Source organism: Microbacterium sp. USTB-Y, from assembly GCF_023703415.1.
Classification (GTDB): Bacteria; Actinomycetota; Actinomycetes; order Actinomycetales; family Microbacteriaceae; genus Microbacterium.
In genome coordinates this window covers 63,573-86,351 of record NZ_JAGMTU010000010.1, presented here as the reverse complement: position 1 = coordinate 86,351, position 22,779 = coordinate 63,573, and the positions used below count along the sequence as shown (strand labels likewise).

The 22,779-nt window shown below is 70.6% G+C and carries 16 protein-coding genes; 11 read left to right on the top strand and 5 right to left on the bottom strand.

The genetic code is table 11. The features are described 5' to 3' along the window. The 6 genes from J8G10_RS18370 to J8G10_RS18345 all read left to right on the top strand — a co-directional run. On the top strand, positions 1–289 hold a 289-nt coding region (locus J8G10_RS18370), incomplete at its 5' end, for a TOBE domain-containing protein (protein WP_251448475.1). Between the two features lie 42 nt (positions 290–331). After that, complete coding sequence (locus J8G10_RS18365) at positions 332–1,510, top strand: ABC transporter substrate-binding protein (RefSeq protein ID WP_251448473.1); 1,179 nt, start codon at positions 332–334, stop codon at positions 1,508–1,510. A gap of 63 nt (positions 1,511–1,573) precedes the next feature. After that, positions 1,574–2,500 (top strand): ABC transporter permease, encoded by a 927-nt coding sequence (locus J8G10_RS18360; RefSeq protein WP_251448471.1) that lies wholly within the window; start codon positions 1,574–1,576, stop codon positions 2,498–2,500. 8 nt (positions 2,501–2,508) lie between these two features. Then, a complete protein-coding gene (locus J8G10_RS18355; RefSeq protein ID WP_251448469.1) occupies positions 2,509–3,309 on the top strand; it encodes an ABC transporter permease in 801 nt (266 codons plus the stop codon). A 73-nt stretch (positions 3,310–3,382) separates the two neighbouring features. Next, positions 3,383–5,083, top strand: coding sequence for a long-chain-fatty-acid--CoA ligase (locus tag J8G10_RS18350; RefSeq protein ID WP_251448467.1), 1,701 nt, complete (start codon positions 3,383–3,385; stop codon positions 5,081–5,083). A 143-nt stretch (positions 5,084–5,226) separates the two neighbouring features. Next, positions 5,227–7,143 (top strand): DEAD/DEAH box helicase, encoded by a 1,917-nt coding sequence (locus J8G10_RS18345; RefSeq protein ID WP_251448488.1) that lies wholly within the window; start codon positions 5,227–5,229, stop codon positions 7,141–7,143. Positions 7,144–7,326: 183 nt separating this feature from the next. On the opposite strand, the gene J8G10_RS18340 is transcribed toward J8G10_RS18345, so the two are convergent. From J8G10_RS18340 to J8G10_RS18320, 5 genes are all read right to left on the bottom strand, one after another. Continuing rightward, on the bottom strand, positions 7,327–8,076 hold the full coding sequence (locus J8G10_RS18340; protein WP_251448465.1) for an ABC transporter permease: 750 nt from the start codon (positions 8,074–8,076) through the stop codon (positions 7,327–7,329). A gap of 24 nt (positions 8,077–8,100) precedes the next feature. After that, positions 8,101–10,419: an NAD-dependent DNA ligase LigA gene (gene ligA / locus J8G10_RS18335; RefSeq protein ID WP_251448463.1), complete on the bottom strand. Its 2,319-nt coding sequence runs from the start codon at positions 10,417–10,419 to the stop codon at positions 8,101–8,103. A gap of 47 nt (positions 10,420–10,466) precedes the next feature. After that, on the bottom strand, positions 10,467–11,738 hold the full coding sequence (locus J8G10_RS18330) for an ATP-binding protein (protein ID WP_251448461.1): 1,272 nt from the start codon (positions 11,736–11,738) through the stop codon (positions 10,467–10,469). A gap of 105 nt (positions 11,739–11,843) precedes the next feature. Further along, a complete protein-coding gene (mnmA, locus tag J8G10_RS18325; protein ID WP_251448458.1) occupies positions 11,844–12,941 on the bottom strand; it encodes a tRNA 2-thiouridine(34) synthase MnmA in 1,098 nt (365 codons plus the stop codon). Positions 12,942–13,238: 297 nt separating this feature from the next. Further along, positions 13,239–14,420, bottom strand: coding sequence for an aminotransferase class V-fold PLP-dependent enzyme (locus J8G10_RS18320; RefSeq protein WP_251448455.1), 1,182 nt, complete (start codon positions 14,418–14,420; stop codon positions 13,239–13,241). Positions 14,421–14,535: 115 nt separating this feature from the next. Here J8G10_RS18320 and glgX point away from each other — a divergent pair, with 115 nt between their 5' ends. The 5 genes from glgX to J8G10_RS18295 all read left to right on the top strand — a co-directional run bounded on the left by glgX (position 14,536) and on the right by J8G10_RS18295 (position 22,662). Then, entirely contained in the window at positions 14,536–16,620 is a 2,085-nt protein-coding gene (gene glgX, locus J8G10_RS18315; protein ID WP_251448485.1) for a glycogen debranching protein GlgX, read from the top strand. 109 nt (positions 16,621–16,729) lie between these two features. Continuing rightward, positions 16,730–18,748, top strand: coding sequence for an alpha-1,4-glucan--maltose-1-phosphate maltosyltransferase (locus J8G10_RS18310; RefSeq protein ID WP_251448481.1), 2,019 nt, complete (start codon positions 16,730–16,732; stop codon positions 18,746–18,748). After that, the gene (gene glgB / locus J8G10_RS18305; protein ID WP_251448452.1) at positions 18,745–20,943 is read left to right on the top strand and encodes a 1,4-alpha-glucan branching protein GlgB; all 2,199 of its coding nucleotides are present in this window, start codon (positions 18,745–18,747) and stop codon (positions 20,941–20,943) included. Before J8G10_RS18310 ends, glgB begins: the two co-directional genes overlap by 4 nt. Before the next feature lie 55 nt (positions 20,944–20,998). Continuing rightward, complete coding sequence (locus J8G10_RS18300) at positions 20,999–21,559, top strand: RNA polymerase sigma factor (RefSeq protein ID WP_251448449.1); 561 nt, start codon at positions 20,999–21,001, stop codon at positions 21,557–21,559. Beyond that, the gene (locus J8G10_RS18295) at positions 21,556–22,662 is read left to right on the top strand and encodes a DUF4349 domain-containing protein (protein ID WP_251448445.1); all 1,107 of its coding nucleotides are present in this window, start codon (positions 21,556–21,558) and stop codon (positions 22,660–22,662) included. Before J8G10_RS18300 ends, J8G10_RS18295 begins: the two co-directional genes overlap by 4 nt. Positions 22,663–22,779 lie beyond the last annotated feature (117 nt).

Here is a 22,779-nt window from a genome sequence, read left to right as displayed (position 1 = left end):
GATGCTCGTCGGTGCCGGCCCGTCGACGGAGGCGGGGTCGCGGTCGGCGGCGGGGGTGGTCGCGGAGGCGATCTATCTCGGTTCCGGGGTGCGGCTGGTCGTGGATCTGGACCAGGGGCCGCGGGTCGCGGTGCTGCAGCAGAACGCCGGCGGTCGCGCGCACGGGAGCCACGGCGACCGGGTGTTCGTGTCCTGGCGGGACGCGGACGTCGTCGCCCTGGGCGACGCACCCATCGCCGAGCAGAACGACACCCCCTCCCGCACCATCCGCACAGTCGACACGCACTGAACCCTCGCACCACCGAACGCAAGAGAAACAAAGGAGTACTCCATGCGAAAGAACACCCTCACGGCCTTCGCGGCCGTCGGCCTCGCCACGGCGGTGATCGCCGCACTCACGGGCTGCGGCACCGCAGGATCCGGTGGCGGCGGCGCCGCGTCGGGCCCGATCGAGAAGCTCGGCAAGACCGAGGGCGCGGTCAAGATCCTCGCCTGGCCCGGTTATGTGGAGGACGGATCGAACGATCCGAACGTCGACTGGGTCTCCGACTTCACGAAGGCGACCGGCTGCAAGGTCGAGGCGAAGACCTTCGGGACCTCGGACGAGGCGCTGAACCTCATGAAGACCGGCGACTACGACGTGGTCTCCGCGTCGGGCGACGCGTCGCTGCGCCTCATCGCCTCGGGCGACGTGGTCGAGGTCAACACCAAGCTGCTGAAGAACTACGACGGCATCTTCCCGTTCCTCAAGGACCGCGCCTGGAACACGGTCGACGGAAAGCACTACGGCGTCCCGCACGGCTACGGCGCGAATCTGCTCATGTACAACACCGAGACGTTCCCGACCGCGCCCACCTCCTGGGACGTCGTCTTCGACAAGGCGTCCGAGCACAAGGGCAAGATCACGGCTTACGACTCCCCCATCTACATCGCCGACGCCGCCGTCTACCTCATGGCGCACAAGCCGGAGCTGAAGATCACCAACCCCTACGCGCTGGACCAGAAGCAGTTCGACGCCGCCGTCGACCTGCTCAAGGAGCAGCGTCCCAACATCAGCGAGTACTGGGGCGACTACCTCAAGGAGGTGCAGTCGTTCCAGTCGGGCGACAGCGTGGCCGGCACCACCTGGCAGGTGATCCAGAACACGCTCGAGGGCGAAGGCGCCAAGACCGCGGTCGTGCTTCCGAGCGAGGGAGCCACCGGCTGGAGCGACACCTGGATGATCTCGTCGAAGGCGAAGAACCCGAACTGCGCGTACGCATGGCTCGACTACATCTCCAGCCCGAAGGCGAACGCCCAGGCCACCGCGTTCTTCGGCGAAGCGCCTTCCAGCGAGAAGGCGTGCGACTACCGCGACGACTGCGCCTCGTACCACGCGGGCGACGCCGACTACGCGAAGAAGATCTGGTACTGGACCACCCCGATCGCGAAGTGCCTCGACGGCCGCACCGACGTGAAGTGCATCGACTACGCGGGCTGGACCACGGCCTGGCAGCAGATCCGGAACTGATCGGATCCGGTCGCCCGGGGCTCATGCTCCGGGCGACCGGGACCGGGACCCGAAAGGCCCGTCATGACCACCATCGCACCGGCGAAGACGCCGCCGCGCTCGTCGATCCCGTCGCCCCGCCGCTCCGCGGCGCGACGCGGATCCGTCTACCTCTCCGCGCACCCGCGCGCCCGTCTCGCCCTGCTCCTGTCGGCCCCGCTGTTCTGGCTCGGGGCGGTCTACGTCGTCGCCCTGGCCCTGCTGCTCGTGACGGCGTTCTGGACCACCGACACCTACACCGGTCAGATCCGCACCGAGTTCACCTTCGACAACGTGGTGACCGTCGTGACGGATGCGTTCTACCAGGGCATCACGCTGCGCACCGTGGGGATCGCCCTCGCCGTGACCCTCATCGACGTGGCCCTCGCCCTGCCCATCGCCTACTTCATGGCGATGGTGGCCTCCCCTGCCCTGCAGCGCGCGCTCGTCGTGCTCGTGCTGACCCCGCTCTGGGCCTCGTACCTCGTGAAGGCCTTCGCCTGGCGGTCGGTGCTCTCCAGCGACGGGATCCTGGACTGGCTGCTGCGTCCCTTCGGCGGGAGCACCCCCGGCTACGGCATCACGGCGACCATCATCACGCTGTCCTACCTGTGGCTGCCGTACGTCATCCTGCCCATCTACGCGGGTCTCGAGCGGGTGCCGAGCTCGCTGCTCGAAGCCTCGGGCGACCTGGGCGGACGCAGCTGGGCCACGCTGCGGCTGGTCGTGTGGCCGATGGCCCTGCCCGCGATCATCGCCGGCACGATCTTCAGCTTCTCGCTGTCTCTCGGCGACTACATCACGATCGGCATCGTCGGCGGCGGAGCGCAGATGCTCGGCACGCTCGTCTACCAGGACATCGGCGCGGCGAACAACCTGCCGCTCGCGAGCGCGATCGCCCTCATTCCCATCGTCATCATCTTCGGCTACCTCTTCCTCGTGCGCCGCACTGGCGCCCTGGACAACCTGTAGGAGTCATCGTGCGCATCTCCCTCGGAACCAGGGTCACCCTCGGCGTCGTCACGACCGTGATCCTCGCGGTCGTGTACGTGCCGCTCCTGGTCGTGCTCGTCAACTCGTTCTCCACGTCGTCGTCGCTCACCTGGCCACCTCCCGGGTTCACCCTGGAGTGGTGGGGGCGGGCGTTCCGCAGCGACGGCGCCCTCGAGGCCGTCGGCACGAGCGCCCTCGTCGCACTGATCTCATCGGCCCTCGCGCTCATCCTCGGCACGATGCTCTCCTTCGCGCTGCAGCGGTTCTCGTTCTTCGGCCGCAACACCGTGAACCTGCTCGTGATCCTCCCGATCGCGCTGCCCGGCATCATCACCGGCATCGCGCTGAACAACCTGTTCCGCACGATCCTCGGGGTTCCGCTGTCGATCTGGACGGTGATCATCGCGCACACGACGTTCTGCATCGTCACCGTCTTCAACAACGCTGTCGCCCGACTGCGACGCATGGGCACCTCCTTCGAGGAGGCCTCGGCAGACCTCGGAGCCGGCATCTGGACGACGTTCCGGCTCGTCACCTTCCCGCAGCTGCGCTCGGCGCTGCTCACCGGCGGACTGCTCGCGTTCGCGCTGTCCTTCGACGAGATCGTGGTGACGACGTTCACCGCCGGTTCCGGGGTGCGGACGCTCCCGATGTTCATCATCGACAACGTCGCCCGCCCCAACCAGGCGCCGATCGTGTCCGTGATCGCCGTCGTGCTGGTCGTGGTCTCGATCGTCCCGATCGCCCTGGCCCAGAAGCTCTCCGGCAGCGAGCAACAGCGCCGGTGAGGTGCTCCGGGGGGTGCGGAGGGGGTGGCGCCGCCCGGAGCATGTTCGCCGCCCGGCGGCATAGGCTGAGCAGGTGACGACGTTCGTTCCCCCGCGCCCCTGGACCGCCAGCTACGCCGAGGGGGTGCCGGAGGATCTCGCCGTGGTCTCCGGATCCCTCGTCGACATCGTCGAGGCGTCGGCCCGCGACTACCCGGACGCCCCCGCCCTGCAGTTCTTCGGGCGGACGACGTCCTACCGCGACCTGCAGGCCGCGATCGACCGTGCGGCCGCGGGGCTCAAGGCGCTCGGCGTGAAGGCCGGGGATCCGGTGGCGATCGTGCTGCCGAACTGCCCGCAGCACATCGTCGCGTTCTACGCCGTGCTGCGCCTGGGCGCCGTCGCCGTGGAGCACAACCCGCTCTACACGCCGCGCGAGCTGCGCAAGCAGTTCGAGGACCACGGCGCGAAGCACGCGATCGTCTGGAACAAGGTCGTCGCGTCCGTGCAGGAGTTCCCTTCGGATCTCGCCGTCACGAACCTGATCTCGGTCGACGTCACCCGCGCGATGCCCGCGCTCACGCGGTTCGCCCTGCGCCTCCCGGTCGCGAAGGCGCGTGAATCCCGGGAGGCGCTCACCACGCGGGTACGCGGCACGGTCACCTGGGAGTCCGTCCTCGGATACTCCCCGCTCCCGGCGTCGCACCCGCGGCCGGCGACCGACGACCTCGCGATCATCCAGTACACGTCCGGCACCACGGGCACCCCGAAGGGCGCCTCGCTGACGCACCGCAACCTGCTCGCCAACGCCGCACAGGCGCAGGCGTGGGTCCCGTCGATCACGCGCGGCAACGGCTGCGTCGTCTACGCCGTGCTGCCGATGTTCCACGCCTACGGGCTCACGCTCTGCCTCACCTTCGCGATGTCGATGGGGGCGCGCCTCGTGCTGTTCCCCAAGTTCGACCCGGATCTCGTCCTCGACGTCGTCAAGAAGCACCCGGCGACGTTCCTGCCGCTCGTGCCGCCGATCGCGGACCGCCTGCTCAAGGCCGCGACCGCGAAGGGCGTCTCGCTCGCCGGCATCGAGGTCGCGATCTCGGGCGCGATGGCCCTGCCGCACGAGCTCGTCGTCCCGTTCGAGCAGGCGACCGGAGGGTACCTCGTCGAGGGGTACGGCCTGAGCGAGTGCTCCCCCGTGCTCATGGCGAACCCCGTCGCGGACAACCGCGTCCCGGGAACCGTGGGGCTGCCGCTTCCCGGGACCGAGTGCCGTGTCGTGGATCCGGACGAGCCGACGAAGGACGTGGAGCCGGGGCAGCCCGGCGAGCTCGTCGTCCGCGGACCGCAGGTGTTCTCGGGCTACTACGGCAAGCCCGAGGAGACGGAGGCTGTGTTCGCGGACGGCTGGTTCCGCACCGGCGACATCGTCACGATCGACGAGGGCGGGTTCGTGCGCATCGTCGACCGCATCAAGGAGCTCATCATCACCGGCGGCTTCAACGTCGCCCCCACCGAGGTCGAGGGCGCCCTGCGCCAGCACCCGGACGTCATCGACGCCGCGGTCGTGGGACTTCCCAGCGAGCACTCCGGCGAGGAGGTCGTGGCCGCGATCGTGGTGGATCCGGGCACGGACGTCGACGTCGAGGCGATCCGCGAGTTCGCCCGCGGGATCCTCACGCCCTACAAGGTTCCCCGCCGCATCTTCGTCGTCGACGAGCTGCCGACCTCGCTGATCGGCAAGGTGCTGCGCCGCCAGGTCAAGGAACGTCTGGTCGCGCTGACCTCGGGGAACTGACCGGTCCTGTTGTCTCCGATCCCGCGAAGGGCCCGATCCCGGCCACGGATCGAGCCCTGTGCGGCCCCGGGCTGCGATCTCCCAGGGCCGGGACGGTACCCTGAGTTGTGACCCGAGACGACGCGACGCCGACCGAGACCCCCATCGACCCCGCTGCGGAGGGCGACGGAACGACCGAAGCGGAAGCGCCGGCGGGCCCCGGCTTCGAAGAGCTCGGCATCACCGGCCCCGTTCTCGCCGCGATCAAGGCGCTCGGCTACGAGACGCCGTCGGCGATCCAGCGCGAGACGATCCCGCTGCTGCTCGGGGGCCGCGACGTGCTCGGCACCGCGCAGACGGGAACGGGGAAGACCGCGGCCTTCGCCCTGCCGATCCTGGAGAACCTCGATCTGCAGCAGCGCAACCCGCAGGCGCTCGTGCTCGCCCCCACCCGCGAACTCGCCCTGCAGGTCGCGGAGGCGTTCGAGGCCTACGCCGCCCAGCTTCCGGGCGTTCACCTCCTGCCCGTCTACGGCGGACAGGGCTACGGCGTGCAGCTGTCGGCGCTCCGTCGCGGCGTGCACATCGTCGTGGGCACCCCGGGCCGCATCATGGACCACCTCGCCAAGGGCACGCTCGACCTGTCCGAGCTCAAGAACCTGGTGCTCGACGAAGCCGACGAGATGCTCAAGATGGGCTTCGCAGAGGACGTGGAGCAGATCCTCGCGCAGACCCCCGAGGACAAGCAGGTCGCGCTGTTCTCCGCGACCATGCCCGCGACGATCCGCCGGCTCGCCCAGCAGTACCTGCACGACCCCGAGGAGATCTCGGTCAAGGGCAAGACGACCACCAACGCGAACATCACGCAGCGCTACCTCGTCGTCTCGTATGCGCAGAAGGTCGACGCGCTCACCCGGATCCTCGAGGTGGAGAACTTCGAGGGCATGATCGTGTTCGTCCGCACCAAGAACGAGACAGAGACGCTGGCCGAGAAGCTCCGTGCCCGTGGCTACTCCGCCGCGGCGATCAACGGCGACATCCCGCAGCCGATGCGCGAGCGCACCGTCGGCCAGCTCAAGGACGGCAAGCTCGACATCCTCGTGGCGACCGACGTCGCGGCGCGCGGGCTCGACGTCGAGCGGATCAGCCACGTCGTGAACTTCGACATCCCCACCGACACCGAGTCGTACGTGCACCGCATCGGCCGCACCGGTCGCGCGGGGCGCAGCGGTGACGCGATCAGCTTCATCACGCCGCGCGAACGCTACCTGCTCAAGCACATCGAGCGCGCCACGCGGCAGCAGCCCACCCAGATGCAGCTCCCGACGACCGAGGACGTGAACAGCACCCGCCTCGCGCGCTTCGACGATGCGATCACCGCGGCGCTGGAGGAGACGGGGCGGATCGAAGGCTTCCGCGACATCATCGCCCACTACGTGCGCCACCACGACGTGCCCGAGGCCGACGTCGCCGCGGCGCTCGCGGTCGTCGCGCAGGGCGAGACGCCGTTGCTGCTCGACCCCGAGAACGACGCGCTGTCCGCCGCCGTGGCCGCCGACAACCGCCCGCCTCGGACGGACCGCCCCGAGCGCTCGGGAGGTCGCGACGCGCGTGATCGCGACGACCGCGGTGCCCGGCCCGAGCGGCGCAGCCGCGGCGACTACACGCCGTATCGGATCGAGGTGGGCCGCCGCCACCGCGTCGAGCCCCGGCAGATCGTCGGCGCGCTGGCGAACGAGGGCGGGCTCGGTCGCGACGACTTCGGCGCGATCACGATCCGTCCCGACTTCTCCATCGTGGAGCTGCCGGCGAACCTCGACGCATCGGTGCTGGATCGCCTGCGCGACACCCGGATCTCGGGCCGCCTCATCGAGATCCAGCGCGACTCCGGTCGCCCGAACCGTGGACCCCGCCGGGACGACCGCGGCGGTGACCGCGGCTACGGCGACCGTCCGCGTCGCTCGTACGAGGGCGGATCCGGGGATCGCGGCTACGGTGACCGCCCGCGTCGCGACGACCGCCCGCGCGATGACCGGCGCACCGACGAGCGGCCCCCGCGCAAGCCGCGTCATAAGGACTGAGCATTCCCGTGCGCCCGGCGTCCTCGCCGGGCGCACGGCGAGTTTCCGAGCGCACGGACCTCGATGCGCGGTTCCCCCGGGCGCGGTGCCGAGTGCACGACGAGCTGCCGATGACACGGCACGTTGACGCGAAGGACCCGTGCACTCGGCACGATCCCGTGCATTCGGCACGATCTCGTGCTCTTAAGCCGCGATGACCGGCTTGGTGCGCACCGGGCCGAGCCAAGTGGCGATGAGCACGGCGGTGACGGATCCGGCTGCCATGATCGCCGCGAGCACCACGATCTGGAAGCGCCCCGCGTCGAGCGGTGACAGGCCGCCGAAGATCGCGCCGACGAAGGCACCCGGCAGCACGACGAGACCCGTTGTCTTGGTCTGATCGATCGACGGGATGAGGGACTCCCGGACGGCCCTTCGAGCGAGTTCGAGTGTGGAGCGCCGCGGTGTTGCGCCGAGCGCCAGCCACCCCTCGACCTCCTCCCAGCGGTCGACGACCGAGGCGGTGAACCGGCACCCGGCGAGCGTGGCGATGCTCATGGAGTTGCCGATGAGGATCGCCCCGATCGCGAGGAGATAGCGCGGTGTCGGCTGCAGGGCGCCCGTCGCGAAGACGGTGCCGATCGACACCACCGCGCCCGCGCCGATCGACGTCGCCATCACGAGCACACTGCGGGCGCCGCCGCCCGTGCGACGCACGGCGACGCCCGTCGCGATGCCGAACATCACCAGCAGGGCGACGCCGATCCACGCAGGTTGTGAGACGATCCCCGTCAGGATCACGCTGATCACCGCGAGCTGCACCGCGCCCCGGATGACCGCGAGCGCCGGCGTCCACCGTCCGGGCACGCGGAAGAGCAGCAGAGCCGCCGTCGCGACGGCGGCGAGGACGAGCACCCCGATCACGGTCGGGAGCAGGTCGATTCCACCCGTCATGCCGACTCCTCCCCAGTTCGCGCCTCAGGCGTCGAGCGCGTCCGGCCCCTCCGTCACGAGGATATGGAACTGTGCCGCGTCGAGGATCCGGACACCCAGTTCCTCCGCCTTCGCGAGCTTCGACCCCGCCCCAGGCCCGGCCGCGACGAAGTCGGTCTTCTTCGAGACGCTGGATGCCGCCTTGCCGCCCGCCTTGATGATCGCCTCCTGCGCTCCGTCTCGCGTGTAACCGTCGAGCGAGCCGGTCGCGACGACCGTGAGCCCGTCGAGCACGCCCCCCTCGACGACGGCGGCCCCCGGACCGGGATGACCCGGTGTGGCCCACTGCACCCCCGCGTCGGCCCAGCGCTGCACGATCTCCTGGTGCCAGTCCACTTCGAACCAGTCCGACAGGGACTCGGCGATGATGCCGCCCACGCCCTCCACCGCCGCGAGCTCCTCGACGGAGGCGGCGCGGATCGCATCCAAGGATCCGAAGAACTGCGCGAGCGCGCGGGCCGCGACCGGCCCGACGTGCCGGATGTTGAGCGAGACGAGAAGACGCCACAGCTCCTTGGTCTTCGCCTTCTCCAGCTCCGCCAGGAGCTTGACGGCCTGCGACGACGGCTGGGGGACGGTGATCCCGTTCTTCTTCTCGGCCGCGGTCGCGTTGCGGCGGAACGGCGCGCGGGTCTTGACGATCCCGTCCTCGTCCTCCTTCGGAAGGCCCGTCTCGGCGTCGCGGACGAGCACCTCGATCGGCACGAGCTGCTCGAGCGTGAGCGTGAACAGCCCCGCCTCGGTCTCCAGCGGCGGCACGGCGGGGTGGCTCGGCTGGGTAAGCGCGGCCGCGGTGACCTCGCCGAGCGCCTCGACGTCGAGCGCGCCACGGGATCCGATGTGCTCGACACGGCCGCGCACCTGCGCGGGGCAGGAGCGCGTGTTCGGGCAGCGCAGATCGATGTCCCCCTCCTTGGCAGGGGCGAGGATCGAGCCGCACTCCGGGCAGCGCTCGGGCATCACGAACTCCCGCTCGGTGCCGTCACGACGTTCGACGACGGGCCCGAGCACCTCCGGGATCACGTCGCCGGCCTTGCGGAGCACGACCGTGTCGCCGATGAGCACGCCCTTGGCCTTCACCACGTCCTTGTTGTGCAGCGTCGCCTGACGCACCACGCTGCCGGCGACGTGCGCCGGAGCCATGACGGCGAACGGCGTGGCGCGCCCGGTGCGTCCGACCGAGACGACGATGTCGAGGAGCGTGGTCTGCACCTCCTCCGGCGGGTACTTGTAGGCGATGGCCCAGCGCGGCGCACGGCTGGTGGCGCCGAGCTCGTCGTGCAGGTCGAGCTCGTCGACCTTCACGACGATGCCGTCCAGCTCGTGCTCGATGTCGTGCCGGTGCTCGCCGAAGTACGCGACGAAGTCGGCGACCTCGTCGATCGTGGCGCAGACCTTCGTGTGCGGGCTCGTGGGCAGGCCCCATTCGTCCAGCAGCTCGTACACCTGGCTCTGCGCCGCGACGGGCGGATCCTGCCATGCTCCGATGCCGTGCACATACAGGGCGAGGGAGTCGACGCGGAGCAGCCCTGCCTCGAGCTCCATGCCGTCCTTCTTGTCCAGCTGCTGACGGAGGCCGCCGCTGGCCGCGTTGCGCGGGTTCGCGAAGGACGGGAAGCGCCGGGCGGCAGCCGTGCGCGCCTTCTCCTCGTCGAACGGCTTCTTGGCGCCGGTGCGCGCCTCCCACCGCTCCAGCGCCTCGGCGTAGGCCCGGTCTCGGAACGCGGCCTGCGCGGCGTTCAGACGCTCGAAGGCGGCGACCGGGATGAACACCTCCCCGCGCACCTCGACGATCGGAGGGTGCCCCGTTCCGCTCAGGCGCTCGGGGATCCCGGCGACGCGCAGCGCGTTCTCGGTGACGATCTCTCCGACGCGCCCGTCGCCGCGGGTCGCCGCCGACGTGAGCACGCCGTTCTCGTAGCGCAGGTTGATCGCGAGGCCGTCGATCTTGAGTTCGGTGAGCCAGGCCACCTCACGACCCGCCGCGGCGCGCGTCTTCGCGGCCCACTCCCGCAGCTCTTCGAGCGAGAACACGTTGTCGAGGCTGAGCATGCGCTCGGCGTGCTCGATGGTCTGCAGCCCCGTGGCCTCGGCGGCTCCCACCATCTGTGTCGGCGAGTCCTGGCCCTGAAGCTCGGGGTGCACGCGCTCGAGCTCTTCGAGCCGGTGCATCCAGCCGTCATAGGTGGCATCGTCGACGAGCGAGGTGTCGCGCCCGTAGTACGCGTCCTTCGCCTCCAGGATGCGGGTCGTCAGCTCCTCGGCCTCGACGCGGGCGGCTTGCAGCGAGATGTTCTCCGGCACCCCTGAAGTCTACGAGCGGGCGCCGACATCCGAGGGGCGCCGCCCTCTCAGAGCCGCGCGATCGTCTCGATGTCGGCGCGGAACTCGGCGATCTCGTCGGCCGAGACGGTCGCCCGGGTGCTGCCGAGGGCTCGCGCGTAGTCGTCGGTGCCGAGGGAGGAGCCCGCGGTCCCCTCGCGCAGCGCTCGTGCCAGAGCCTCCTGCGATGCACGGCGGGCGGCGTACTCGATGTCGGCGGGGGTCAGCCCGTCGCTCGCCGAGACGAGCCGGTCCAGGTCCACGTCCCCGGCGGATTCGACCGGGATGTACCGCGCCCAGATCGCGCGACGGGCATCGGCGTCGGGGAGCCCGATCGGGATCACGTAGTCGAAGCGCCCGTGCCGGAGGAACGCGGCGTCGAGAGCCCGTACGAAGTTCGTCGCGCAGATCAGGATCCGCCCCTCCCGGTCGCGGAAGTCGGCGACGAGCTTGAGCAGCTCGTTGGTCACCCCCTGGGTGGGCGACGGCGGAGTGCCGCCGCGGCGGGAGGCGATCTCCTCCACCTCGTCGATGAACACGACGGCGTGCTCGAGTTCGTCGATCGTCTCGAACGAGGCGCGCAGCCCGCCGGCGAGGCCCGAGCCGCCGTCGGCCAGCCGAGAGGGGAAGAGCTCGACGAAGGGCCAGTCCAGTCGTGAGGCGACGGCCCGCGCGAACGTGGTCTTCCCGGTTCCGGGAGGGCCGAACAGCATGACCGCCCGCGGCGGCACCACCCCGAACCTCTCGGCGAGCTCCGGGCGCGCCAGCGGCGTGACCAGACGCTCCTCGAGCAGCGTCTTCTCGTGCGTCATCCCCGCCACGCGGTCCCACAGGTGCGGCGGCAGGATGCGTCCGCCGACCTCTTTCAGCGCGTCGATCTCGCGCCGCTGGATGGGCATCGCGCGCTCCAGGTAGCGCACCGAGTGGTGCACGTGGAAGCCGTTCTCCGTGAAGGCGCCGAGCCCGTCGGCCTCGGGGATGAGCACGGAGAGCTTCGCGAGGCCGAGGGGCGCCATCTTGCGCTCCAGCGCGTGCAGGAGGGAGGAGCTCACCTCGGAACCGGCGTCCTCCGCCGTTCCAAAGAACACGATCCATCCCTGGGCGTGCGCGCCGCGGCCGACGGCGGCGCCCACGAGCAGCTCGCCCTGCACGGCGACGACGGCGTGGTCCTGCTGGCAGGAGGCGATCACCTCGGCGAGCGAGTAGATGGGCCACTCGTTCTCGCGGGTGACCTGCCCCCACAGCCGGACGATCTGGTCCAGATCGTCCCCGTGGAAATCGCGGATGTAGGTCCTCGTCATGGCGGCTCCTCCGTCGGACTGTGCACCCATCATCACAGAGCCCCGCATCGGCCGACCGCGACATGACGACGCCGACAACCGATGTCGTCGACGACGACAGCTGGTTCAGACGCCCGCGGGCACCGCCGAGACCGTGCGATCGATCGTGAACTGGCCGAGCACCCGTGTTCCGACGTAGAGCACCGCGCTCTGACCGGGCGCCACGCCGTCGAGGGGCTCGTCGGGGATGACCCGGACGACGTCCTCCGCGACGAAGGCACGGGCAGGAACCGGATCCGCATGGGCGCGGATCTGCACCTCGCAGAGGAACTCGTCCGCAACGGGCGCGGCTCCCGCCCACGAGCGCCGCTCCCCCGAGATCTCGGCGATCGCGAGCGCCTCCTTCGGGCCGACGACGACTGTGTTCGAGACCGGACGGACCTCGAGCACGAACCGGGGCTTGCCGTCGGGGGCGGGCACGCCGAGCCGCAGGCCCCTGCGCTGGCCGACCGTGAACGCGTGCGCGCCGTCGTGCGTGCCGACCACCTCGCCGTTGAGGTCGAGGATCTCGCCCTGCTCGGCGCCGACCTTCTCCGCGAGCCACCCACGGGTGTCGCCGTCGGGGATGAAGCAGATGTCGTGGCTGTCCGGCTTCTGCGCGACGCTCAGACCGCGCTCGGCGGCTTCCGCCCGCACGAGCGCCTTGGAGGGCGTGGATCCGAGCGGAAAGTAGGTGTGCGCGAGCTGCTCGGCGTTCAGCACGCCGAGCACGTAGGACTGGTCCTTCGCGGCATCCGAGGCGCGGTGCAGTTCCAGCCCGCCCTCGCCATCGACGAGCGTCGCGTAGTGCCCGGTGCACACCGCGTCGAAGCCGAGTTCGATCGCGCGCTCCAGGAGGGCGGCGAACTTGATCTTCTCGTTGCAGCGCAGACAGGGGTTCGGCGTGCGCCCCGCCCGGTACTCCGCGACGAAGTCCTCGATGACGTCCTCGCGGAACCGCTCGGAGAAGTCCCAGACGTAGAACGGGATGCCGAGGAGGTCGGCCGCTCGCCGCGCGTCCATCGCGTCCTCGATCGTGCAGCAGCCACGGCTGCCGGTGCGCAGGGTGCCGCCCGCGCGCGACAGCGCGAGGTGCACGCCCACCACGTCGTGCCCCGCCTCGACGGCGCGCGCGGCGGCCACCGCGGAGTCCACTCCCCCGCTCATCGCCGCCAGCACACGCATGGATCCAGTGTACGTCGGGGCACTCCGGGGCCGGCTGAGCGAGCGCCGACGGAGTCGGTGCGGGACGAATCGCGGTCGCTCGTGAGGTCGCCGCGTTTCGTCTCGGTCGCCTTCGGCGTCCTCGCTCAACGACCCCGGAGGGGATGGTCGCGCTGGGCCGGTGCCCGCTCAACGACCCCGGAGGGGATGGTCGCGCTGGGCCGGCGCCCGCTCAACGACCCCGGAGGGGATGGTCGCGCTGGGCCGGCGCCCGCTCAGCGACCCCGGAGGGGATGGTCGCGCTGGGCCGGTGCCCGCTCAGCGACCCCGGATCGAGGATCCCGATGCCCGCGCGTACGCGTCCGCGATCACCGCGAGCACCGCGTCGACGTCGTCGTCGGACGAGGTCCTTCCGAGCGTGAACCGGATGACGCTGCGCGCCTCGGTCTCGGTGCGGCCGAGCGCCTGCACGACATGCGAGGGCTCGGCGATGCCGGCCTGGCACGCGGATCCGGCCGAGGCGGACATCCCCGCGATATCGAGCAGGAACAGCAGGCTCTCGCTCGGCGCGCCGGGGAACAGGAGGTGAGCGTTGCCCGGAAGCCGGCCGGAGGGATCCGGATCCCCCAGCAGCTCGGCCGAGGGCACCCGCTCCCGGATCCCCGCGGCGAGGCGGTCCCGCAGACGGCGCAGCCGCATCGCCTCCGCGACCTGCTCCCCCACCGCGAGCTCCGCCGCGAGCGCGAACGCCGCGGCGCCGGCGACGTCCTGGGTGCCCGAGCGGAGGCCGCGCTGCTGACCACCGCCGTGCAGCAGCGGCGCGATGCGCGCGGTGCGGGCGACGACGAGCGCGCCGGTGCCGGCCGGGGCGCCGATCTTGTGCCCCGCGACGCTGAGCGCGACGAGGCCGGCGCCCGCCGGCGCCTCACCGCGGAGTGCGGCGAACGAGAGCGGCAGATGACCGAACGCGGCGACCGCGTCCAGGTGCAGGGGAACGCTCGCGGCGGCGGCGGAGGCGGCGAGCGCCGCGGCGTCGTTGATGGTGCCGACCTCGTTGTTCGCGACGAGTGCAGTGGCCAGGGCGACGCCCTCGGCGGCGAGCGCCGCGGCGAAGGCGTCGACGAGGATCCGTCCGACGGCGTCCAGTCCGATGGCGACGACGCCGGCTCCCTCGGCGGCGAGGGCGGCGACCGTGTCGAGCGTCGCGTGGTGCTCCCCGTCGGGGAGCAGGATCCCGGTGCGCCCCTCGGCGCGGGAGCGCCACAGGCCCTGGAGGGCGAGGTTCACCGACTCGGTGCCTCCCGAGGTGAAGACGACCTCGATCGGCTCGCACCCGAGCGCGGCGGCGAGGCGTTCGCGCGACTCCTCCAGGATGCGGCGCGCACGCTGGCCCGCACCGTGCGTCGACGAGGCGTTGCCGGTCGCCCCGGCCACCCGCAGCCACTCGTCCGCGGCCTCGGGGCGCAGGTCGGTGGTCGCCGCGTGATCCAGGTAGTGCACCCCTCCACTCTCGCATCTCTCGCCCCGCTGGGACTCGGTGGCACGGATCGCGGCACGCGGTGGCGCCGCAGCGGGCCCCTCCCGCGTTAGTCTGTCCCTCATGTGTCCGCATGCCATGGAGGACGAGACGCCGCTTCCCGACGGCGAAGGCTGCTCACTGTGCAGCCCGTCCCTGGACGACCTGGGCGTCCGCCTTCACGACGGGGTCGCGACTCTGCGCGTCTGGTCCCAGAACGCCTCGTCGATCGAACTCGTGATCTTCGATGAGACCGACCTCGACTGGGAGACGGCGCAGCTCGCGCTGGAGCGCCGTCCCGGGGGCGTCTGGGAGATCACGACGGAGCTGCTGCAGCCCGGCACCCGCTATGCGCTGCGCGTCGACGGCGCGCACAGTCCCGGCAACACCTTCAACCCCGAGACGCTGCTCCTGGACCCCTATGCCCGGGGCCTCGCCCAGGGCGACGGCTACGAGGAATGGCGCTCGGTCGTCATCGCCGACGGCTTCGACTGGGGCGACGTCGTCAAGCCGAAGACCTCCCTCGACCGCACGGTCATCTACGAGGGCCACGTCAAGGGGCTCACCAAGCGGCACCCCGGCGTCCCGCCGGCGCTCCACGGCACCTACGCCGGCCTCGCCCACCCCGCGATGATCGAGTACTACCGCGAGCTCGGGATCACGGCGGTCGAGCTGCTGCCCGTGCAGGCGTTCGCGTCGGAGCCGCGGCTGCTCGACCGGGGTCTCACGAACTACTGGGGCTACAACACCCTGAACTTCTTCACCCCGCATGCCGCCTACGCCACGGAGGACGCGCGCAAGGCGGGCCCCGAAGCAGTGCTGCGAGAGTTCAAGGGCATGGTCAAGCTCCTGCACCAGGCGGGCATCGAGGTGATCCTCGACGTCGTCTACAACCACACGAACGAAGAGGGCATCGGCGGCCCGCGGACCAGTCTGCGCGGGATCGACAACGCGCTCTACTACCGCCAGCAGGACGACGGCAGCTACATCGACACGACCGGCTGCGGCAACACGCTGAACACCGCCACCCCGGCCGCCGCGCGCCTCGTGCTCGACTCGCTGCGGTACTGGACGACCGAGATGCAGATCGACGGCTTCCGCTTCGACCTCGCCACGGCGCTCGGTCGCGATGCCGCGAACTCCTACACGCCGCAGCATCCGCTGCTGCAGGCGATCCGGACGGATCCGGATCTCGCCGACGCCAAGATCATCGCGGAGCCCTGGGACGTCGGGTTCGGCGGCTGGCAGACGGGGAACTTCCCCACCGGCTGGAGCGAGTGGAACGACCGCTACCGGGATCGGGCCCGCAACTTCTGGCTCAGCGACATCGACTACGCCCGTCGCGCCTCGGCCCCGACCGGCATCGGCGGCTTCGCCAATCGACTCGCCGGATCCGCGAACACGTTCGTCGACGAGCGCGGACCGCTCGCGAGCATCAACTTCGTCACCGCGCACGACGGTTTCACCCTGCACGACCTCGTCGCCTACGACGTCAAGCACAATGAGGCCAACGGCGAGGACAACCGTGACGGGGCGGACATGAACCGCTCGTTCAACCACGGCGCGGAGGGTCCGACGGACGACCCCGGGATCCTCGCCGCACGCCGCAAGGCGATGCGCAACCTGCTCGGCACGCTCATGCTCTCCGCCGGGGTGCCGATGCTCACCGCGGGCGACGAGTTCGGGCGCACCCAGCGCGGCAACAACAACGCGTACTGCCAGGACTCCCCGATCAGCTGGCTGAACTGGGAGCACGAGCCCTGGCAGAAGGACCTCTTCGCGCATGCGTCCCTGCTGACGCGCCTGCGCGACGAGAATCCCGCGCTGCGCCCGCTCCGGTACGCCCGCCTCGGCGAGCACATCCCGAACGCCTCGGTCATGGACTGGTTCGATCAGGACGGCGAGACGATGGAGGTGGAGCAGTGGAACGACCCCCGCAACCGCACGCTGCAGTACGTCGCCGCCTCCACACCGGACAAGGAGGCCTTCAACCGCATCCTGCTGATCGTGCACGGCACGGAGTCGCCGATCGATGTGCGCCTTCCGGTCATCGAGGGCGTGACGGCGTACGTCTCCCTGTGGTCGAGCATCGATGAGCGGCCGTCCGCGGTCGAGACGGTGCACCGTCCCGGCGACGTGATCGCCCTTCCGGGAACCTCGATGCGACTCTTCCGAGCGGAGTGACGCGCCCGTTACCTTCTTGGCGGCCCAGGAGCGGTAGGTTCAGGGTGTGTCCGAACGAACCGCCGCACAGCCCTCGTCCGATGCTCTCCGCAGCACCGCTCAGATCCCGGTGCGCGCACTGGGCGACATCGACGCCGCGGACGCGCAGACCACGCGCATCCCCCTCGCGGATCCATCGCCCGCGGCCCCGGAGGGATTCCATCCCAAGGCGTTCGCCGGCGAGGTGGTCCCGTTCCGGGTGGTCGCCTTCCGCGAAGGGCACGACCTCATCGGCGTGCACCTGCGCCTGCGCGCACCGGACCATGAGGAGAGCCTGCATCGGCTGACTCCGCTCCTGGACGGCACCGACCGCTGGCAGGTGGACGTCGCCCTCGACGAGGAGCGCGCCTGGACGTTCCGGTTCGAGGCCTTCGCCGACGAGTTCGCCACCTGGGCGCACGCCGCCGAGCTGAAGATCGCGGCCGGCGTCGACGTCGAGGTCATGCGCGCGCTCGGCGCGGGCCTCCTGGCGCGCGCCGCCAAGGACAAGTCCCGCCCCAAGCCCGAGCGCAAGCGGCTCGCGGCCGTCGCCGAGACCCTGAGCTCGCCGGACGGCTCCGCCGAGGAGGCCCTCGCCGTCGCGACCGATCCCGAGCTCGCCGCGGTCTTCGCCGACCGTCCGCTCACGGCGCTCGACTCGGCGACCGCATGGCAGAGCATCACCGTCGAGCCCGCGATCGCCGGGGCCGCCGCCTGGTACGAGTTCTTCCCCCGTTCCGAGGGTGCGGTGCAGAACCCCGACGGGACGTTCACGAGCGGCACCTTCGAAACTGCGGCCGAGCGCCTTCCCGCCGTCGCGGCGATGGGCTTCGATGTGCTGTATCTCCCGCCGATCCACCCGATCGGGCGGCTGAACCGCAAGGGCCCGAACAACACTCTGACCGCTGGGCCCGCCGATCCCGGATCCCCGTGGGCGGTCGGGGCGGCCGAGGGCGGTCACGACGCCGTGCATCCGGACCTCGGCACCCTGGCCGACTTCCGTCGCTTCGTGAAGAAGGCGAACGCGCAGAACCTCGAGGTCGCCCTCGACCTGGCCCTGCAGGCGGCGCCCGACCACCCGTGGGTCGCGGAGCATCCGGAGTGGTTCACCGAGCTCCCGGACGGCACGATCGCGTACGCCGAGAACCCTCCGAAGAAGTACCAGGACATCTATCCGCTGAACTTCGACCGGGATCCGGTGGGGCTGTACACCGAGGTGCTGCGGATCGTCGAGCACTGGATCGCGCAGGGGGTGAGGATCTTCCGCGTGGACAACCCGCACACCAAGCCGCTGCGGTTCTGGGAGTGGCTCATCCGCACGGTGAACACCAAGCACCCGGAGGTCGTCTTCCTCGCCGAGGCGTTCACCCGGCCCGCGCCGATGCGGGGTCTCGCCGCGGTCGGCTTCCAGCAGAGCTACAGCTACTTCACCTGGCGCAACACGAAGGCCGAGCTCGAGGAGTTCCTCCTCTCCGTATCCCAGGAGACGGCCGACTACATGCGGCCGAACCTCTTCGTGAACACGCCGGACATCCTCACCGAGTACCTGCAGTTCGGCGGCCGCGCGGCCTATCGGATCCGCGCGGCGATCGCCGCGACCGGAGCGCCCCTGTACGGCGTGTACGCCGGCTACGAGCTGTACGAGAACGTCGCCCGGCCGGGGTCCGAGGAGAACATCGACAACGAGAAGTACGAGTACAAGGTGCGCGACTGGGCCAAGGCGGAGGCGGAGGGCCGATCGCTCGCCCCCTACCTCACCCGGCTCAACGAGATCCGCCGCGCGCACCCCGCACTGCGTCAGCTGCGCAACCTGCGGCTGCACTGGAGCGACGACGACGCGGTCCTGGTGTTCTCCAAGCACCTGCCCGCGCCCTTCACCGGCACGGACACGAGCGACACGATCATCGTCGTCGCCAACGTCGACCCGCACTCGGTGCGGCAGACCACCGTGCATCTCGACACCCTCGCCTGGGGCGTCGAGCCTGGAACGGCGTACGAGGTCGAGGACCTCGTCACCGGATCCGTCTGGACCTGGACGGATCACAACTTCGTGCGCCTGGACGCCTTCACGGAACCGGTGCACATCCTCCATGTGAAGGGGCAGCCATGATCAGCACCACGATCGATGCGGCTGTGCTCGGGGCCGTGGCCTCGGGCTCGCACCACGACCCGCACTCCGTGCTCGGAGCGCATCCGCAGTCGGACGACAGCGGCAGACGCGCGACGATCGTGCGGGCGCTCCGCCCCCTCGCGAAGACCGTCTCGGTGCTTCCCGCGGACGGCGCCGAGGTCGCCCTCACCCACCTCGCCGACGGCATCTGGGAGGGGGATGTCGCCGGATCCCCGGGCTCCTATCGGATCAAGGCGACCTACGAGGACGCGCCCGACTGGATCTCCGCGGATCCGTACCGCCACTCCCCCACGATCGGCGAGCTCGACCTGCACCTCATCCGCGAGGGCCGTCACGAACGCCTCTGGGAGGCCCTCGGCGCCCATCCTCGAACGGTCGACGGAGACCAGGGCACGGCGTTCGCGGTGTGGGCGCCGCACGCCAGGGCGGTGCGCGTCGTCGGCGACTTCAACGGCTGGGACGGCCGCCTCGACGCCATGCGCTCGATGGGATCCAGCGGCGTGTGGGAGCTGTTCCTCCCCGGCGTCGGCGTCGGTGCGCACTACAAGTACGAGATCCTGACCCCGGCGGGCGCCTGGATCCTCAAGGCCGACCCGATGGCGCAGCTCGCCGAGAACCCGCCCGCGACGGCCTCGATCGTCACCCGCTCGGGCTACTCCTGGGGCGACGGCGCATGGATGACCCGCCGGGCGGCGACCCACGCGGTCGCGCAGCCGATGAGCGTGTACGAGCTGCACCTCGGATCCTGGCGTCCCGGTCTCGGCTATCGCGACATCGCGGACCAGCTCATCGAGCACGTCACGGCGACCGGCTTCACCCACGTGGAGTTCATGCCCGTGGCCGAGCACCCCTTCACGGGCTCCTGGGGATATCAGGTCACCGGATACTACGCGGCCACCCACCGCTACGGCGAACCGGACGACCTGCGCTATCTGATCGACCGGCTGCACCAGGCCGGCATCGGCGTGATCATCGACTGGGTGCCCGGGCACTTCCCCAAGGACGCCTTCGCGCTGGCCCGCTTCGACGGCGAGCCGGTCTACGAGCACCCGGATCCCCGTCGCGGCGAGCACCGGGACTGGGGCACGCTCATCTTCGACTACGGCCGCAACGAGGTGCGCAACTTCCTCGTCGCAAACGCGCTGTTCTGGCTGGAGGAGTTCCACGCCGACGGGCTGCGGGTCGACGCGGTCGCCTCGATGCTCTACCTCGACTACTCCCGCGACGAGGGCGAGTGGGAGCCGAATGTGCACGGGGGCCGGGAGAACCTCGAAGCGATCCGGTTCCTGCAGGAGGTCAACGCGACCGCCTACCGCCGCCACCCCGGCATCGTCATGGTCGCCGAGGAGTCGACGAGCTTCCCCGGGGTCACCGCGCCCACGGACCACCATGGTCTCGGCTTCGGGTTCAAGTGGAACATGGGCTGGATGAACGACTCGCTCGTCTACATCGAGCGGGATCCGCTGTACCGCTCGCACCACCAGGGCGAGATGACCTTCTCATTCGTGTACGCGTTCGGCGAGAACTACATCCTGCCGATCAGCCACGACGAGGTCGTGCACGGCAAGGGCAGCCTGCTCTCGAAGATGCCGGGCGACCACGCGGCGAAGCTCGCGAACGTGCGCGCCTACCTCGGCTACATGTGGGGGCATCCCGGCAAGAACCTGCTCTTCATGGGGCAGGAGTTCGGGCAGCTCTCCGAATGGTCCGTCGATCGCAGTCTGGACTGGTGGCTGCTCGATCAGCCCTCCCACCGGCAGCTGCAGGAGTTCGTCGGCGCGCTCAACAGCACCTACCGGCAGAACGCCCCGCTCTGGGAGCGGGATCACGACGGCAGCTCGTTCACGCGGATCGGCGCGCCGGACTGGGATCCCAACATCGTCGCCTTCGTGCGCCGTGACGCGCACGGCGGTCACATCGCGGTGATCAGCAACTTCGCCGGGACGACCCGGCACGGGGTCCGGCTCGACCTGCCGCTCGCGGGCGGGTGGTCGGAGGTGCTGAACACCGACGCCGCCGAGTTCGGCGGGCACGGCGAAGGCAATCTGGGCCTCGTCTACGCCACCGACGTGGAGAACGGCTCGCCGCAGGCGACGCTGACGGTGCCCGCACTGTCGACGATCTGGCTGCGGCACCAGAAGGACCCGCACGTGCCGATCGTGAGCAAGGGCTGAGACGATTCCGCCGGAGCCGACACTTCTCGGTGAGAGACACCGGAACGGAGCCGGCATGGCACACGACGCACACGACAGGACGCTCGTCGCGAGAGCAGCGGCGGGAAGCGACTCCGCCTTCCGCACGCTGTATCGCGCCTACGTCCGCCCCGTCCACTGGATCGCGTATGGCATCCTCGGCGACGCCGGCGATGCCGAGGACGTGACGCAGGAGACGTTCGTCGTCGCCTGGCGGAAGCTGCCCGCCCTGGAACTGGCAGGGGAATCCCTGCTGCCCTGGCTCGCGACGATCTGCCGGTTCCAGGCGGCCAACCGCCTGCGCCGGCGGCAGCGCGACGCCGCCCGCACGCTCGAGGAGACCGACGAGCGCATCCCCGCGCTCATCGACGTCGAGCAGCAGGTCATCGCCGCCGAGCTCGCCGAGCGCATCGCCGCCGAGCTCGGCGGGATGAGCGCGCTCGACCGCGAGATCTTCCGGCTGTGCGCGACCGAGGGGTACGACTACCGCGCCGCGGCCGACGAGCTCGGCGTGGGCCACGGCGTCGTCCGGAACCGTCTCTCCCGCGTGCGCACCCGCCTGCGCGGCGCAGTGACCGAAACGGAGCCCGCATCATGACCACCACCCCGATCGCGCTGCCGGAGCTGTCCGACGACGCCGTGGACCGCATCGAGGAGGCCGTCTTCTCGCAGATCGCGGAGGAGCGCCGCGCCGCACAGGCGCGAACCGCCGCGTCCCGCGGACGTGCGCGTCGACGCGGGTGGCTCACCGCAGGCGGCGTCGCCGCGGCCTTCGTCGTCGGAGTGCTGGTGACGCCGCCGATCCTGCAGCTGACCGGCTCCTCAGCCGGATCCTCGGTCGCATCGGCTCCCTATCACCCGACCAGTGGCACGGTCCCGCTGAGCGGAACCGCGAAGGAGCTCTCGCAGAGCGCCGACGGCGCCGCGTCGAGCAGTGCCGGCGGAGCCGCACCCTCGACGACCGCGCAGCGCGACATCATCCGCACCGGATCGGCCACCGTGCAGGTGGACGACGTGAGCAAGGCCGCCGACGCCCTCGCCGCCCTGGCGCAGAAGCACGGCGGCTTCGTGGAGAGCCAGCAGATCGGCTCGTCCCAGGGTCCGGTGGCGACGGACGGCGGGATCGTCCCGCCGCCCTCCGGAGACGGGTGGGTGACGCTGCGCGTGCCGGTCGCCGACCTCGACGCCGTGATGGCGGCACTGCGCTCCGAAGGCACGGTGCTGGCCACCTCGATCGGACAGAACGATGTGACGGCGACCACCACGGACCTGCGCGCACAGGTCGACTCGCTCACCGCGTCGGTGCAGCGGCTGACGCAGCTGATGTCCCAGGCCACCAGCGTCGCCGACCTGCTCACCGCCGAGACGGCGCTCACCGAGCGGCAGGGACAACTGCAGTCGGCCCAGCAGCAGCTGAAGGATCTCGAGTCCCAGGTGGACATGTCCTCCGTGCAGGTCACGCTCGTGCGGCAGGCGCCCGCCGCCGCCGACCCCGCCGGTTTCGGCGACGGGCTGGCGGCCGGCTGGAAGGGTCTCATCGTCTCACTGAACGCCCTGGTGATCGCGCTCGGCTTCCTGCTCCCCTGGCTCGTCGTGGCCGGCGTCGTGGTCCTCATCGTGTGGGCGATCGTGCGGACGCGCCGTGCTCGGCGCGCCCGTGCCGAGAAGGCGACGCGCACACAGACCGAGGCCGACGCCTGACCGCGAAGGGCACGGCTCGCCGACGGCAGAGGCGCACAATTCAGGCTGCTCTCGCCAGCGTCCGGGGAACGTCCGCAGCACGACGCCGAGTCAACCGGCCGCCGTCGAGTTCCGGCC